Raw genomic sequence first — 14,601 nt, 5'->3', positions numbered from 1 at the left:
GGAGCCGGATGAGCAAGGCGGAGTCGAAGAAGCAGCAGATGGCCGCTGGTGCGGCGCTGGCCGCCAAGCGCGGGGAGCAGCCGGAATCTAGCCTGCGCGGCGCCTCGAAGGAAATGGCAAAATCAATGAGCGAAAAGGAACTGCGGGAGATGGCGTCCGCAAAGCGCAAGGACCTGCCCGCCCGCAGTTCGAAGGACGATGCGAAGGAGTGAGGTTCCTCCGATGTTGGGGCACTGACGGGGTGCGCCCCGTCAGTTCTGCTCCTGCGGGCGGAAGGTGGCGACGCGGTAGGCGTACCAGGCGGCGATGGCGGTGATGACCAGCTTGGCCACCGGGTCCATCCAGCCCGCCACCTTGTTGTACTGGCCCTCCAGCAAATAGCCGGCGCCGGCGAGGACCAGGGTCCACAGCGCCGTCCCAATGGTCGAATAAAGCAGGAAGCGGACCAGCCCCATCCCGGCAATGCCCGCGGGAACGGAGATCAGCGTGCGCACCGCCGGGATCAGGCGCCCGATCAGCACCGACAACCCGCTGTGCCGGCGGAACCAGCCCGTCGCCTCGTCCACCTGCGCGGGCGCCACGGTCAGCCAGCGGCCATGCCGCGCGGCCAGCCGCTTCAGCCGCTCGCTGCCCAGCCACCGCCCGGCGTAGTACCAGAACAGCGCCCCCGCCACCGATCCGGCGCTGCCCGCCAGAACCACCAGCGGGAGGCTGAGATCGCCACGGGCCGCGACGAAGCCGGCCAGCGGCATGATGAGTTCCGATGGGATGGGCGGAAAGACATTCTCCAGCAGCATCAGAAGCGCGATGCCGGCGTAGCCGCCGCTTTCGACCATGTTTGTGATCCACTCGAACACGCGGTCCTCCGGTTCCGGTTGCCTGGATAACCCGCCAGCGCCGCGGGAGTTCACCGGCTCTCCCAATGAGGGAGGGGGGTGGCACCATGACCTTTCGTATCGCTTTCACTTTTTTCGTATTGCGGCCTGCTGAACCCTCGGCTACCGTTTGAAACGAAAACAAAGGCGCACATCGCAAAGGGCGGGCGCACAGCGGAGAGGAGGGATGGATGGCCGGGGTCTACGACCTTGCCATCGTCGGCGGCGGCATCAACGGCTGTGGCATCGCGCGCGATGCCGCGGGGCGGGGCTGCTCCGTCTATCTGTGCGAACAGAAGGATCTGGCGTCGGGCACGTCCTCGGCCTCGACGAAGCTGATCCACGGCGGCCTGCGCTACCTGGAATATTACGAATTCCGGCTGGTCCGCGAGGCGCTGCGCGAGCGCGAGGTGCTGTGGCGCATGGCGCCGCACATCATCTGGCCGCTGCGCTTCGTCCTGCCCCATCTGCCCGGCCTGCGGCCCTCCTGGTTCCTGCGGCTGGGCCTGTTCCTCTACGATCACCTTGGCGGGCGGGAGAAACTGCCGGGCACGCGCGGGCTCGATCTGCTCAGCGATCCGGCGGGGAAGCCGCTGAAGCCGGGTTTCGGTCGCGCTTTCGAATATTCGGATTGCTGGGTCGACGACGCGCGTCTGGTGGTCCTGAACGCGCAGGACGCGGCCCGCATGGGTGCTGCGATCCGCACCCGCACCCGTTTCCTGAGCGCCGTTCGCGAGGACGGGCTGTGGAGCGTGACGGTCGAGGACGCGCGCAGCGGCCGGCGCAGCAGCATCCGCGCCCGCGCGCTGGTCAACGCCGCCGGCCCCTGGGTGTCGGAGGTGATGCGGCAGGGAGCGCGCTCCACGGTGGACGCGCGCATCCGCTTGGTCCAGGGGTCGCACATCGTGGTGCCGAAGCTGTTCGACCACGACCGCTGCTACATCTTCCAGAACGCCGACAAGCGCATCGTCTTTGCCATCCCCTACGAGCGCGATTTCACCCTGATCGGCACCACCGACAACGATTACCAGGGCGATCCGGCGGACGTCCGCGCGTCGGAGGCGGAGATCGCCTATCTCTGCGTCGCCGCCGGGGACTATTTCGCCAAGCCGGTGACGCCCGCCGACGTGGTGTGGACCTATTCGGGCGTCCGCCCGCTCTACGACGACGGCGCCTCGACGGCGCAGGCGGCGACCCGCGACTATGTGCTGGCGCTCGACGCGCCGGCCGACGGCAAGGCGGCGCTGCTCAACATCTTCGGCGGCAAGATCACCACCTACCGCCGTCTGGCCGACGCGGCGATCGCCAAGCTGGCGCCCTTCCTGCCGAAGCTCGCCCCGGGCACCTCGGACTGGAGCAGCGCCGGCACCCTGCCGGGTGGCGATTTCCCGGTGGACGGCGTCGCGGCGCTGTTCGCCGAGCTGCGCGGGCGGGCGCCCTTCCTGACGCAGCCGCATCTGGAGCGGCTGGTGCGCACCTACGGCACCCGCGCCCGCCGGATTCTCGACAGCGCGGCGCGTCCGGAGGATCTGGGGCGCGACTTCGGTGGGACGCTGACTGAAGCCGAAGTCCGCTACCTGATGACGGAGGAATGGGCGGAGACCGCCGAGGACGTGCTGTGGCGCCGGACCAAGTTGGGGCTGCGGCTGGACGTCGCCCAGGCCCAGGCGCTCGACGCCTTCATGACGGAGGAGCGCAGCCGGAGGGAGAGGGCATCCGACGCCGCGGAATAGCAGGCGTGGAAAAACAGGCTGGAAACACGGCGACAAGAACCATCTCAATAAAGAAAAAATGAATATTGGGGAGGAAGGCCGGTGGGCTTGGTTCTGGACAAGGTCAGCAGGCATGTCGGCGGCCACGTTCACCTGGAGAACGTGTCGCTGAGCCTGGAGCGCGGGTCGCTGAACGTTCTGCTGGGGCCGACTTTGTCGGGCAAGACGTCGCTGATGCGGCTGATGGCCGGGCTGGACGTGCCCAGCGCCGGGCGCGTGCTGGTGGACGGGGTGGACGTGACGGGGCGGCACGTCCGCGAACGCTCCGTCGCCATGGTCTACCAGCAGTTCATCAACTACCCGTCCCTGACCGTCTACGAGAACATCGCCTCCCCCCTGCGGGTGGCCCGCCGGCCCAAGGACGAGATCGACCGCAAGGTGCGGGAGGCCGCCCGCCTGCTGAAGCTGGAGCCCTACCTGCAGCGCACGCCGCAGCAGCTCTCCGGCGGCCAGCAGCAGCGCACCGCCATCGCCCGCGCCCTGGTGAAGGAGGCCCAGCTCGTCCTGCTCGACGAGCCGTTGGCCAACCTGGACTACAAGCTGCGCGAGGAACTGCGGGAGGAGTTGCCGAAGATCTTCGCCGCGACCGGCGCGGTCTTCGTCTACGCGACGACGGAGCCGGCGGAGGCGCTGCTGCTCCGCGGCAACACGGCGACGCTGTGGGAAGGGCGGCTGGCGCAGTTCGGGCGCACGCCGGACGTTTACCGCCGCCCGGCCAACCTGACCAGCGCGCGCGTCTTCTCCGATCCGCCGCTCAACACCATGCGGGTGCACAAGCGCGGCCTGCAGATTGTGCTGGCGACCGGCGAGCACGGGCCGGCGCGCGGCGTGCTGGCGGAGTTGCCGGACGACGATTACACCATCGGCTTTCGCGCCGACCACTTGCATCTGACGCGGCCCCACGCCGACGCGATGTCCCTGAGCGGTGCGGTGGCGGTCAGCGAGATCACCGGCTCGGAGAGCTTCGTCCACATCGACCTGCCGCGCACGGATGGCGGAACCGACCGCTGGGTCGCCGTCACCCGCGGCGTGCTGGAGGTCGAGCCGGGCGAGCGGATCGACTGCTTCATCGACCCGCGGCGGCTGTTCGTGTTCGGCCATGACGGGCGGCTGGCCGCGGCGCCGCCGCTGGTCATGGCGGCGTGACGGGAGGGCGGACGGCATGGCGCGCATCGACCTTCAATCCCTCGGCCACAGCTACACCCCCAACCCGAAGAGCGACGACGACTACGCGTTGAAGCCGATGACCCATGTGTGGGAGCAGGGCGGGGCCTACGCGCTGCTCGGGCCGTCGGGCTGCGGCAAGACCACGCTGCTGAACATCATCTCCGGCCTGCTGACCCCCAGCGAGGGACGGGTGCTGTTCGACGGGAAGGATGTGACGGCCCTGCCGACCGAGGCGCGCAACATCGCCCAGGTCTTCCAGTTCCCCGTCGTCTACGACACCATGACGGTCTACGAGAACCTCGCCTTTCCGCTGCGCAACCGCGGCCTGCGCGGGGCGCCGCTCGACGCGCGGGTCCGGGAGATCGCCGGGCTGCTCGACCTGACGGCGGACCTGAACCGGCGCGGGCGGAACCTGACCGCCGACGCCAAGCAGAAGATTTCGCTGGGGCGCGGGCTGGTCCGCCCGGACGTGGCGGCCATCCTGTTCGACGAGCCGCTGACCGTCATCGACCCCCATCTGAAATGGGAACTGCGGTCGAAGCTGAAGGCGCTGCACCGGGCGCTCGACCTGACGATGATCTACGTGACCCACGACCAGACGGAGGCGCTGACCTTCGCCGACAAGGTGGTGGTGATGCATGACGGGCGCGTCGTCCAGGTGGGGCGCCCGCAGGAGCTGTTCGAGCGGCCCGCCCATGTCTTCGTCGGCCATTTCATCGGCTCGCCGGGGATGAACGTCCTGCCGGCCGAGGTGTCGGGGCGCGCGGCGCGGGTCGGCGGGCACGTCATCGCGCTGCGCCGCGGCTATCCGACGCTTGATGGTGGGGCGAAGATCGAGATCGGCGTGCGGCCGGAATTCGCCACGCTGGCGCCCGCCGGGGCGGGCGGCGTGCCGGTGCGGGTGCGCCGGCTGGACGATCTGGGGCGCACGCGCATCGCGCGGGTGGAACTGTCGGGCCTGCCCATGGCGGCGACGGTGCCGGAGGATCTGACGCTGGCGGGGGACGAGGCGTCGCTGCTGCTCGACCCCGCCATGGTGCATGTCTACGCGGACGGAACGCTCGTGGAAGGGGAGGCGGCGTGATGGACAAGCCCGTCAACCAGGGGGCATGGCTGCTGGTCCTGCCGGTTCTGCTGATCGTCGCCTTTTCGGCCATCCTGCCGCTGATGACGGTGGTCAACTACTCGGTGCAGGACACCTTCGGAAACAACCAGTTCTTCTGGAACGGCATCGGCTGGTACCAGGAGCTTCTCGATCCCTCCACCGACCTTGGCGGGCGGTTCTTCGACGCGCTGTGGCGCAACCTGCTGTTCTCGCTGCTGATCCTGTTGATCGAGGTGCCGCTGGGCATCGCCGTGGCTCTGAGCATGCCGCGCCACGGCTGGCGGGTGGCGGCGACGCTGGTGGTGCTGGCGCTGCCGCTGCTGATCCCGTGGAACGTCGTCGGCACCATATGGCAGATCTTCGCCCGCGAGGACATCGGCCTGCTGGGCTGGGCGGTCAACCGGCTGGGCATCCCCTACAACTACACGGCGGACCCGCTGTCGGCCTGGGTGACCATCGTGACGATGGACGTCTGGCACTGGACCTCGCTGGTGGCGCTGCTCTGCTACGCCGGCCTGCGTTCCATCCCCGACGCCTTCTATCAAGCCGCAAGAATCGACGGGGCGTCGCGCTGGGCGGTGTTCCGCAACATCCAATTGCCGAAGATGCACCGGGTGCTGCTGATCGCCGTTCTGCTGCGCTTCATGGACAGCTTCATGATCTACACCGAGCCCTTCGTGGTGACCGGCGGCGGCCCCGGCAACTCGACCACCTTCGTGTCGATCGACCTCGTGAAGCTGGCGCTGGGGCAGTTCGACCTGGGCAAGGCCGCGGCGCTGTCCATCGTCTACAACCTGATCATCCTGGCGGTCTGCTGGGTCTTCTACACCGTCATGACCCGCATGGACGCGCAACGGAACTAGCAAAGGAAACGGGCCATGCTGCGCGCACGGATCGTCCTCACGCTCTACATCCTGTTCCTGATGCTGCCGATCTACTGGCTCGTGAACATGAGCCTGAAGACGAACACCGAGATCGTCAGCGGCCTGACACTGTGGCCCCACACGCTGACCTTCGAGAATTACCGGCGCATCTTCACCGATTCGTCCTGGTACTCGGGCTATTTGAACTCGCTGCAGTATGTGGCGCTGAACACGGTGCTGTCGATCGCGCTGGCCCTGCCGGCGGCCTACGCCTTCTCGCGCTACCGCTTCGTCGGTGACAAGCATCTGTTCTTCTGGCTGCTGTCCAACCGCATGGCCCCGGCGGCGGTCTTCGCGCTGCCCTTCTTCAACCTCTATTCGGCCATCGGTCTGTTCGACACGCCGCTCGCCGTGGCGCTGGCCCACTGCCTGTTCAACGTGCCGCTGGCGGTGTGGATCCTGGAGGGCTTCATGTCGGGGGTACCGCGGGAGATCGACGAAACCGCCTATCTCGACGGCTACAGCTTTCCGCGTTTCTTCGTGAAGATCTTCATGCCGCTGGTGGCCAGCGGGATCGGCGTCACCGCCTTCTTCTGCTTCATGTTCAGTTGGGTCGAGCTGCTGCTGGCGCGCACGCTGACCTCGGTGGACGCCAAGCCCATCGCGGCGACGATGACGCGCACCGTCTCGGCCTCCGGCATGGACTGGGGGCTGCTGGCTGCGGCGGGGGTGCTGACCATCCTGCCCGGCGCGCTGGTGATCTGGTTCGTGCGCAACTACATCGCCAAGGGCTTCGCCCTGGGCCGCGTCTGACGGGAGGGAGGACGCCGCCATGGACACCGTCACCGAACATCTCGCCTGGATGGCCTGGACCTGGCAGACCGGCGCCTTCTTCGCCGTCATCGCCGGGCTGCTGACCCTGCTCACCGTCCTGGCGCTCAACCGGCCGGAGGTGGCGCGCCCCGGCGTGCTGGGCATCACCACGACGCGCGGCGACCGGCTGTTCATCACGCTGCTCGGCAGCGCCTTCATCCACCTCGCCTGGCTGGGGCTGGTGGGCGGGGAGGTGCACTACGCGACGGCACTTTCGCTTCTTTACGCCGCGGCGGTCTTCCGCTGGGTGTGACGGCCGGCCTGTGCCGGCCGGAACGGGCCTAAAACAATGGAAACGGGAGGAATAAACGATGCGTACCCTGTATCTCGCCTCCGCATCCGCGGCGGCGCTTCTTCTGTCATCGGCCCCGGCCTTCGCCGACATCGAAGCGGCCAAGCGCTGGATCGACAGCGAGTTCCAGCCTTCGACCCTGTCGAAGGAGGACCAGCTGAAGGAAATGCAGTGGTTCATCGACGCCGCCAAGCCCTTCGCCGGCATGGAGATCAACGTCGTCTCCGAAACCATCACCACCCATGAGTACGAGGCCCGGACGCTCGCCAGGGCCTTCAGCGAAATCACCGGCATCAAGCTGCGCCACGACCTGATCCAGGAAGGCGACGTGGTCGAGAAGATCCAGACGCAGATGCAGTCCGGCAAGAACATCTACGACGCCTGGATCAACGACAGCGACCTGATCGGCACCCATTTCCGCTACAAGCAGGTGGTTCCCCTCACCGACTGGATGGACGGGGAGGGCAAGGACGTCACCCTGCCGACGCTGGACGTCAACGACTTCATCGGCAAATCCTTCACCACGGCGCCGGACGGCAAGCTCTACCAGCTTCCCGACCAGCAGTTCGCCAACCTCTACTGGTTCCGCTACGACTGGTTCACCAACCCGGACATCAAGGCCAAGTTCAAGGCCAAGTACGGCTATGAGCTGGGCGTTCCGGTCAACTGGTCGGCCTACGAGGACATCGCCGAGTTCTTCACCAACGACGTGAAGGAGATCGACGGCGTCAAGGTCTACGGCCACATGGACTACGGCAAGAAGGACCCGTCGCTGGGCTGGCGCTTCACCGACGCGTGGCTCTCCATGGCCGGAAACGGCGACAAGGGCCTGCCCAACGGCAAGCCGGTGGACGAGTGGGGCATCCGCATGGAGGGCTGCCGCCCGGTCGGCTCCTCCATCGAGCGCGGCGGCGACACCAACGGCCCGGCCGCCGTCTACTCCGTCACCAAATACGTGGAGTGGCTGAAGAAATACGCGCCGCCGCAGGCCGCCGGCATGACCTTCTCGGAATCCGGCCCGGTGCCGGCCCAGGGCAACGTCGCGCAGCAGATGTTCTGGTACACCGCCTTCACCGCCGACATGGTGAAGGACGGCCTGCCGGTGGTGAACGCCGACGGCACGCCGAAATGGCGCATGGCCCCGTCGCCCAAGGGCGCCTACTGGAAGGACGGCATGAAGCTGGGCTACCAGGACGCCGGGTCCTGGACGCTGCTGAAATCCACCCCGGTGGACCGCCGTAAGGCGGCGTGGCTCTACGCCCAGTTCACCATGGCGAAGTCGGTCAGCCTGAAGAAGAGCCATGTCGGCCTGACCTTCATCCGGGAAAGCGACATCTGGGACAAGAGCTTCACCGAGCGCGCGCCGAAGCTGGGCGGGCTGGTCGAGTTCTACCGCTCCCCGGCGCGCGTGCAGTGGACGCCGACCGGCGTGAACGTGCCCGATTACCCGAAACTGGCGCAGCTCTGGTGGCAGAACATCGGCGACGCCTCCTCCGGCGCCAAGACGCCGCAGGCGGCCATGGACGCGCTGGCCGCGGCCCAGGACTCCGTGATGGAGCGTCTGGAGCGGTCAGGCGTGCAGGGCGAGTGCGGACCGAAGCTGAACAAGAAGGAGTCGGCGGAGTTCTGGTTCGCCAAGGCCGAGAAGGATGGCACCACCGCGCCGCAGCGCAAGCTGTCCAACGAGAAGCCCAAGGGCGAGACGGTGGACTACGACCAGCTCATCAAGTCCTGGCCGGCCTCGCCGCCGAAGAAGGCCGCGATGGCGCAGTGACGGTACAATAGCCCACAAAATAACCCTCTCCCCTCTGGGGAGAGGGGAGGGTGAGGGGGATGCGCATGGCGGTACGTCCGGCAAACGCGCAACCCCCTCACCCTAAACCCTCTCCCCAGAGGGGAGAGGGAACGAACGACACCATAGGAAAGACCATGTCCGAAGCCGGCCACGTCCTCGCCATCGATCAGGGCACCACCTCCACCCGCGCCATCGTCTTCGACCGGCGGGGCGTTCCCGCCGGGGTGGCCCGGCGGGAGTTCGCGCAGCATTATCCCGCCGACGGCTGGGTGGAACACGATCCGGAGGACATCTGGCGCGACACCGTGGCGGTGATGTGGGGGGCCGTGGACGAGGCCGGGCTGAGCGCCGCGGACATCGCCGCCATCGGCATCACCAACCAGCGCGAAACCACCGTCGTCTGGGACCGCCGCACGGGCGAGCCGGTGCACCGCGCCATCGTCTGGCAGGACCGCCGCACGTCCGACCTCTGCCGCAGGCTGGTCGAGGAGGGCTGCGGGCCGCTGGTGCGGCGCAAGACCGGTCTGCTGATCGACTCCTACTTCTCCGCCACCAAGATCGCCTGGATTCTCGACCATGTCCCCGGCGCGCGGGAGCGGGCGGAGCGGGGCGAACTGTGCTTCGGCACCATCGACAGCTTCCTGCTGCACCGGCTGACCGGCGGGCGGGTCCACGCGACCGACGCGACCAACGCCTCGCGCAGCATGGTCTTCGACATCCACCGCCAGGATTGGGACGACGAACTGCTCGCCCTGTTCCGCATCCCCCGCGCCATGATGCCGGAGGTGCTGGACAGCAGCGCCGAGTTCGGCGCGACGGAGCCGGACCTGCTGGGCCGCGCCATCCCGATCACCGGCATCGCCGGCGACCAGCAGGCGGCGACCTTCGGCCAGGCCTGCTTCGAGCCGGGGATGGTCAAGTCCACCTACGGCACCGGCTGCTTCGCCCTGCTGAACACCGGCGGCGAGCCGGTGGAATCGCGTTCCAACATGCTGACCACCGTGGCCTACCGGTTGGACGGGCGGACGACCTACGCGCTGGAGGGCTCCATCTTCATCGCCGGGGCGGCCATCAAATGGCTGCGCGACGGGCTGGGGATCATCACCCACGCCTCGCAGACCGACGACATGGCGACCCGCGTTCCCGACAGCCACGGCGTCTATCTGGTGCCGGCCTTCGTGGGCCTGGGCGCCCCCCATTGGGATCCGGAGGCCCGCGCTGCCATCTTCGGTCTGACGCTGGACGCCGGCCCGGCCCACATCGCCCGCGCCGCGCTGGAGGCCGTGGCTTTCCAGACGCGCGACTTGCGCGATGCCATGGTTTCCGACTGGTCGGCCGCGCACACGGCGACCTCCGACGCGCTGAGGGTGGACGGCGGCATGGCGGCGAACGACTGGCTGTGCCAGTTCCTGGCCGACGTGCTGGACCTGCCGGTGGAACGCCCAGCGGTGATCGAGACGACCGCGCTGGGGGCGGCCGGGCTGGCCGGGCTGAAGGCCGGGGTCTACCGCGATCAGGCGGCGCTGGCCGGCGCCTGGCGCTGCGACCGCCGGTTCGAGCCGCGGATGGACACGGCCAAGCGCGCCCGCCTTTACGACGGCTGGCTGGACGCCGTGCGCCGCGTGCGCCGCGAACGCTGAGGGGCAGGAGCCATGACTTTGTTGGGCGAGGATCTGCGCAGCAAGCGCGTGCTGGTGACCGGCAGCAGCCGGGGCATCGGGGCGGCGGTGGGCACCGCTTTCGCCAGCCTGGGCGCGCGGGTGGCGCTCCACGGTTCTGGTGTCAACGATGCCGCGGCGAGGCTGGCGCTCGCCCTGACGGCGGGCGGGACGGACGTCTACGCCGTCAGCGGCGACTTCCGCGACCCACGCGCCGTGGATTCGGCCGTGGACGCTGCGGTGCAGGCGCTGGGAGGGCTGGACATCCTCGTCAACAACGCCGGCACCATGGTCGGGCGGGTGCCGCTGGAGCGGGTCGGCGACGATTTCCTGGACGAGGTGATCGACCTCAACCTGCGCTCGGTCGTCGTGGCCTGCCGGCGCGCCCTGCCGGCATTGCGGGCCGCTGGGGGCGGGGCGATCGTCAACACCGTCTCCATCTCCGCCCGCACCGGGGGCAGCCCCGGCTCGTCGATCTACAGCGCGTCGAAGGCCTTCGTATCGACCTTCACCCGCTCGCTGGCGGCGGAGCTGGCGCCGGACCGCATCCGCGTCAACGCCGTCTCGCCCGGCACCATCGACACCGATTTCCACCAGCGCTACTCCTCGCCGGAGAAGCTGGCGGCGACGGCGGCGCGCATCCCGTTGGGCCGGCTGGGCACGGCGGAGGACTGCGTCGGCGCCTATCTGTTCCTGGCGTCCGAGGCGCTCAGCGGCTACATCACCGGGCAGGTGATCGAGGTGAACGGCGGCCAGCTCATGGCGTGAGCGGCCCCGGTTCGCCAAGCCGGTCCAGGACGCAGCGCAGCCGCTCCGCCACAGGCGCCTTGGGCAGCGCGACCAGTTCGTAACCCAGCCCGCCGTAGGTCTTGACCATGGCGTCGTGGGTCGCCGCGGCTTCGGCCGGGGTCTGCCGGCGCTCGGCGTCCGGCGCGAAAATCTCCGGCCAGGGTGGTGCGACGAAGACGGTCCGGTGATAGCGGAAGCGCTGGGCCGCCCTTTCCATGTGAGCGGGGACCGGGCGCTTCATCAGGCGCAGATAGCCGATGACGTCCGGGATGCCGCGGTCGAAAAAGACCGTTCCCGCCTGCTCCCGCGCGAGGCGGAGGGAGCGCAGTTCCCAGCACAGCATCAGCTCCGCGAAGGCCGCTGGGTCGATCCAGGGCAGCGCCGGCCCGCCGATGGCGGTCTGGTCCTGGATGATGGCGCGGCCCGCCTCCACGCTGTGGGCGTAGCCTTCGCGGGCCAGCGCGTCGATCAGGGTGCTTTTTCCGGAGCCGGGGCCACCCGTGACGACGACGAATCGGCGCGCGTCTTCGCTCATGGGACGTCATCCTGTGTTGTTGGTACAGTCGCCGTGGAAAGGATGAATCATGCCGCCCAAACGCCTCCTCGTCGTCGCCCACTGCCCGTCGCCCAACACGCGGGCGCTGCTGGACGCCGTGCTGCGCGGGGCGCGCTCGCCGGAGGTGCAGGGGGTGGAGGTGGTGGCGAAACCGCCGCTGGAGGCCGGGCCGGAGGACGTGCTGGAGTCTCAGGGCGTGATCCTCGGGACGACCGAGAATCTGGGATACATGAGCGGGGCGCTCAAGGATTTCTTCGACCGCAGCTATTACCCCTGCCTGGAGCGAACGCAGGGGCTGCCCTACGCGCTGTTCATCCGGGCGGGCCATGACGGGACGGGGACCTGCCGCGCCGTCGCCTCCATCGCGACGGGGCTGCGCTGGCGTCCGGTGCAGGAACCGCTGGTCTGCCGCGGCCCGTACCGCGACGATTTCTCCGCCTCCTGCGAAGAGCTTGGGCTGCTGATGGCTGCCGGGCTGGAGGCGGGGATCTTCTGATGGCCTATGCCCGGCGGAGTGGCATCTATCGGGAGTGCTATTGACGACACCCCCCTTTCATACAGTCTCCTACGTGCAACGAAACAGCGTCACGCCCGATGACGCGTGCATAAGGAGGGGCCGATGGAGAGCAGCAAGGGCCGGCCGGTCTGGCGCGGCGAGGTCAAGCAGGTCGGAACCATCACGGTCACCGACGACACGACCGGAAAAACCGTCAAGCTGCCGCTGCTGGAAGGCGAAACCGGCCCGCGCGCCATCGACGTGCGCAAGCTCTACGCCGAAACCGGCTACTTCACCTTCGACCCCGGCTTCACCTCCACGGCGAGCTGCGAGTCGGCGATCACCTACATCGACGGCGACGAAGGCATTCTCCTGCACCGCGGCTACGCCATCCAGGATCTGGCGGAGAACTGCGACTACCTGGAGGTCTGCCATCTGCTGCTGCGCGGCGAGCTGCCGAATCCGCAGCAGAAGGAGGATTTCGAGCGCACCATCACCTACCACACCATGGTGCATGAGCAGTTGAGCCGCTTCTACAGCGGGTTCCGCCGCGACGCGCACCCCATGGCGGTGATGTGCGGCGTGACCGGAGCGCTGTCAGCCTTCTACCACGACTCGACCGACATCCTTGACCCGCGCCAGCGGATGATCGCCGCGCACCGGCTGATCGCCAAGATGCCGACGATGGCCGCCATGGCCTACAAATATTCTGTCGGCCAGCCCTTCATGTATCCGCGCAACGACCTCAGCTACGCGGAAAACTTCCTCTACATGACCTTCGGGACTCCGTGCGAGACCTGGAAGGTCGATCCGGTCCTGGCCCGCGCCATGGACAAGATCTTCATCCTGCACGCCGACCACGAGCAGAACGCCTCGACCTCAACGGTGCGGCTGGCCGGCTCGTCGCACGCCAACCCCTTCGCCTGCATCGCCTCGGGCATCGCGGCGCTGTGGGGGCCGGCCCACGGCGGCGCCAACGAGGCGGTGCTGCTGATGCTGGAGGAGATCGGCTCGGTCGAGCGCATCCCCGAATTCATCAAGCGCGCCAAGGACAAGAACGATCCCTTCCGCCTGATGGGCTTCGGCCACCGGGTCTACAAGAACTATGACCCGCGCGCCAAGATCATGCGCCAGACCTGCTACGAGGTTCTGGACGTTCTGGGCATCAAGGACGAGCCGCACCTCGCCATCGCCATGGAGCTGGAGAAGATCGCGCTGGAGGACCCCTACTTCGTCGAGAAGAAGCTGTATCCGAACGTCGACTTCTACTCGGGCATCATCCTGAAGGCGATGGGCTTCCCGACCAGCATGTTCACCGTGCTGTTCGCGCTGGCTCGCACCGTCGGCTGGATTTCCCAGTGGCAGGAGATGATCGAGGACCCGCAGCAGAAGATCGGACGTCCCCGCCAGCTCTACACCGGCAATCCGGGCCGCCCCTTCGTTCCGCTGAACAAGCGCGGCTGACGGACAGCCGATCCCTTACCCCACGGCGATGCGGTAGCTCAGCTCCCGCGTCGCTCCGGGGGCGAGATGCAGCAGCCCCGGCTTGTCCGCGAACTCCCCGTCGAAGTCCGCCGGGGAGGCGTGGCCGTGCCAGGGCTCGATGCACAGGAAGGGCGCGCCGGTCGGCTTCGACCAGATGCCCAACTCGCGGAAGCCTTCCCAGGAGACGGTGATGGCCGGGGTGCCGGGCGCGCCGTAGCGGACGGAATGGCTGGCCGGCCGGTCGAGGATCACCGCGTCCCGCGTGAACAGCCCCTCGTTCAGCGGCAGGCGGCGGCCCTCGACGGGCGTCGGCTCAGGCTGCGGCGACAGCAGACCGCCATCGACGCGGCGGATCGGGGCGGGTTCGTCCGCCTCGAACAGAAGCTCGTGCGCCTCCTTCGGCACGCCGTCCTGCAACGGCCAACGGAAGGCCGGATGCACGCCAAGCGAGGCGGACAGCACCTCCGCGCCCGGATTGGTGATGCGGTGGCGGATGGTCAGCCCTTCCGCGTCCAGCTCGAAGATCAGCTCCAAATGGAAGGCGAAGGGATACAGCGCCCGCGTCTGCGCGTCGTCGGACAGCGAGAGGCGGCAAAGGGTAGGCGTGTGCTCCTCCCAGGCGAAGCGGCGGTCGCGGGCGAAGCCGTGCTGGGTCATGCGGTAGATCTGCCCTCTGTGGAGCAGCGTGTCGTCCTTCAGCCGCCCGACGATGGGGAACAGCACCGGCGCGTGGCGCGGCCACTCCGGACCGGCCTGCCAGAGCAGTTCCCGCCCGTCGAGGGTCAGGGAGCACAGCTCCGCCCCGTCGGCTTTGATCGCGGCGCCGAGGCGTCCGTTGCTGAGCGTGTGCCGGTCCATGAGACGACGTCCTTTAT

15 protein-coding genes are annotated in these 14,601 nt (G+C 68.2%); 12 read left to right on the top strand and 3 right to left on the bottom strand.

Annotated elements, in window-relative coordinates; translation table 11 throughout:
* Nucleotides 1–8 precede the first annotated feature (8 nt).
* The gene (locus ACFPMG_RS30290; RefSeq protein ID WP_376999199.1) at nt 9–212 is read left to right on the top strand and encodes a DUF3008 family protein; all 204 of its coding nucleotides are present in this window, start codon (nt 9–11) and stop codon (nt 210–212) included.
* Nucleotides 213–251: 39 nt separating this feature from the next.
* On the opposite strand, the gene ACFPMG_RS30285 is transcribed toward ACFPMG_RS30290, so the two are convergent.
* On the bottom strand, nt 252–857 hold the full coding sequence (locus ACFPMG_RS30285; RefSeq protein WP_376999197.1) for a DedA family protein: 606 nt from the start codon (nt 855–857) through the stop codon (nt 252–254).
* Between the two features lie 209 nt (nt 858–1,066).
* Here ACFPMG_RS30285 and glpD point away from each other — a divergent pair, with 209 nt between their 5' ends.
* The 9 genes from glpD to ACFPMG_RS30240 all read left to right on the top strand — a co-directional run bounded on the left by glpD (nt 1,067) and on the right by ACFPMG_RS30240 (nt 11,168).
* Entirely contained in the window at nt 1,067–2,608 is a 1,542-nt protein-coding gene (glpD, locus tag ACFPMG_RS30280) for a glycerol-3-phosphate dehydrogenase (protein ID WP_376999195.1), read from the top strand.
* Nucleotides 2,609–2,689: 81 nt separating this feature from the next.
* Entirely contained in the window at nt 2,690–3,793 is a 1,104-nt protein-coding gene (locus ACFPMG_RS30275; RefSeq protein WP_149649048.1) for an ABC transporter ATP-binding protein, read from the top strand.
* A 16-nt stretch (nt 3,794–3,809) separates the two neighbouring features.
* Nucleotides 3,810–4,898: an ABC transporter ATP-binding protein gene (locus ACFPMG_RS30270; RefSeq protein ID WP_376999192.1), complete on the top strand. Its 1,089-nt coding sequence runs from the start codon at nt 3,810–3,812 to the stop codon at nt 4,896–4,898.
* Nucleotides 4,898–5,782 (top strand): carbohydrate ABC transporter permease, encoded by an 885-nt coding sequence (locus ACFPMG_RS30265; RefSeq protein ID WP_059399526.1) that lies wholly within the window; start codon nt 4,898–4,900, stop codon nt 5,780–5,782. The genes ACFPMG_RS30270 and ACFPMG_RS30265 overlap by 1 nt, the downstream gene beginning before the upstream one ends.
* A 15-nt stretch (nt 5,783–5,797) precedes the next feature.
* A complete protein-coding gene (locus ACFPMG_RS30260) occupies nt 5,798–6,595 on the top strand; it encodes a carbohydrate ABC transporter permease (protein WP_014242527.1) in 798 nt (265 codons plus the stop codon).
* Nucleotides 6,596–6,614: 19 nt separating this feature from the next.
* A complete protein-coding gene (locus ACFPMG_RS30255; RefSeq protein WP_014242528.1) occupies nt 6,615–6,908 on the top strand; it encodes a DUF2160 domain-containing protein in 294 nt (97 codons plus the stop codon).
* A gap of 58 nt (nt 6,909–6,966) precedes the next feature.
* Nucleotides 6,967–8,721 carry an ABC transporter substrate-binding protein gene (locus ACFPMG_RS30250; RefSeq protein WP_376999189.1) on the top strand — a complete coding sequence of 585 codons (1,755 nt, stop codon included), beginning with the start codon at nt 6,967–6,969 and terminating at the stop codon, nt 8,719–8,721.
* A gap of 155 nt (nt 8,722–8,876) precedes the next feature.
* Nucleotides 8,877–10,382, top strand: a complete 1,506-nt coding sequence (gene glpK, locus ACFPMG_RS30245) for a glycerol kinase GlpK (protein WP_376999187.1) — start codon at nt 8,877–8,879, stop codon at nt 10,380–10,382.
* A 12-nt stretch (nt 10,383–10,394) separates the two neighbouring features.
* Nucleotides 10,395–11,168 (top strand): SDR family NAD(P)-dependent oxidoreductase, encoded by a 774-nt coding sequence (locus tag ACFPMG_RS30240; protein ID WP_376999185.1) that lies wholly within the window; start codon nt 10,395–10,397, stop codon nt 11,166–11,168.
* Here the strand turns inward: ACFPMG_RS30240 and ACFPMG_RS30235 are convergent.
* Complete coding sequence (locus ACFPMG_RS30235; RefSeq protein WP_376999183.1) at nt 11,158–11,724, bottom strand: AAA family ATPase; 567 nt, start codon at nt 11,722–11,724, stop codon at nt 11,158–11,160. The genes ACFPMG_RS30240 and ACFPMG_RS30235 overlap by 11 nt on opposite strands.
* 49 nt (nt 11,725–11,773) lie before the next feature.
* Between ACFPMG_RS30235 and ACFPMG_RS30230 the strand changes: the two genes are divergently transcribed.
* The gene (locus ACFPMG_RS30230) at nt 11,774–12,241 is read left to right on the top strand and encodes a flavodoxin family protein (protein ID WP_376999181.1); all 468 of its coding nucleotides are present in this window, start codon (nt 11,774–11,776) and stop codon (nt 12,239–12,241) included.
* A 123-nt stretch (nt 12,242–12,364) separates the two neighbouring features.
* Nucleotides 12,365–13,705, top strand: a complete 1,341-nt coding sequence (gene gltA / locus ACFPMG_RS30225; RefSeq protein ID WP_137106006.1) for a citrate synthase — start codon at nt 12,365–12,367, stop codon at nt 13,703–13,705.
* 15 nt (nt 13,706–13,720) lie between these two features.
* On the opposite strand, the gene ACFPMG_RS30220 is transcribed toward gltA, so the two are convergent.
* Complete coding sequence (locus ACFPMG_RS30220) at nt 13,721–14,584, bottom strand: aldose 1-epimerase family protein (RefSeq protein WP_376999178.1); 864 nt, start codon at nt 14,582–14,584, stop codon at nt 13,721–13,723.
* Nucleotides 14,585–14,601: the final 17 nt, after the last annotated feature.

Source organism: Azospirillum himalayense (genome assembly GCF_042657465.1).
Classification (GTDB): Bacteria; Pseudomonadota; Alphaproteobacteria; order Azospirillales; family Azospirillaceae; genus Azospirillum; species Azospirillum himalayense.
Note: the sequence above shows the minus strand (reverse complement) of the source record. Positions and strands in the feature narration are given on the sequence as shown.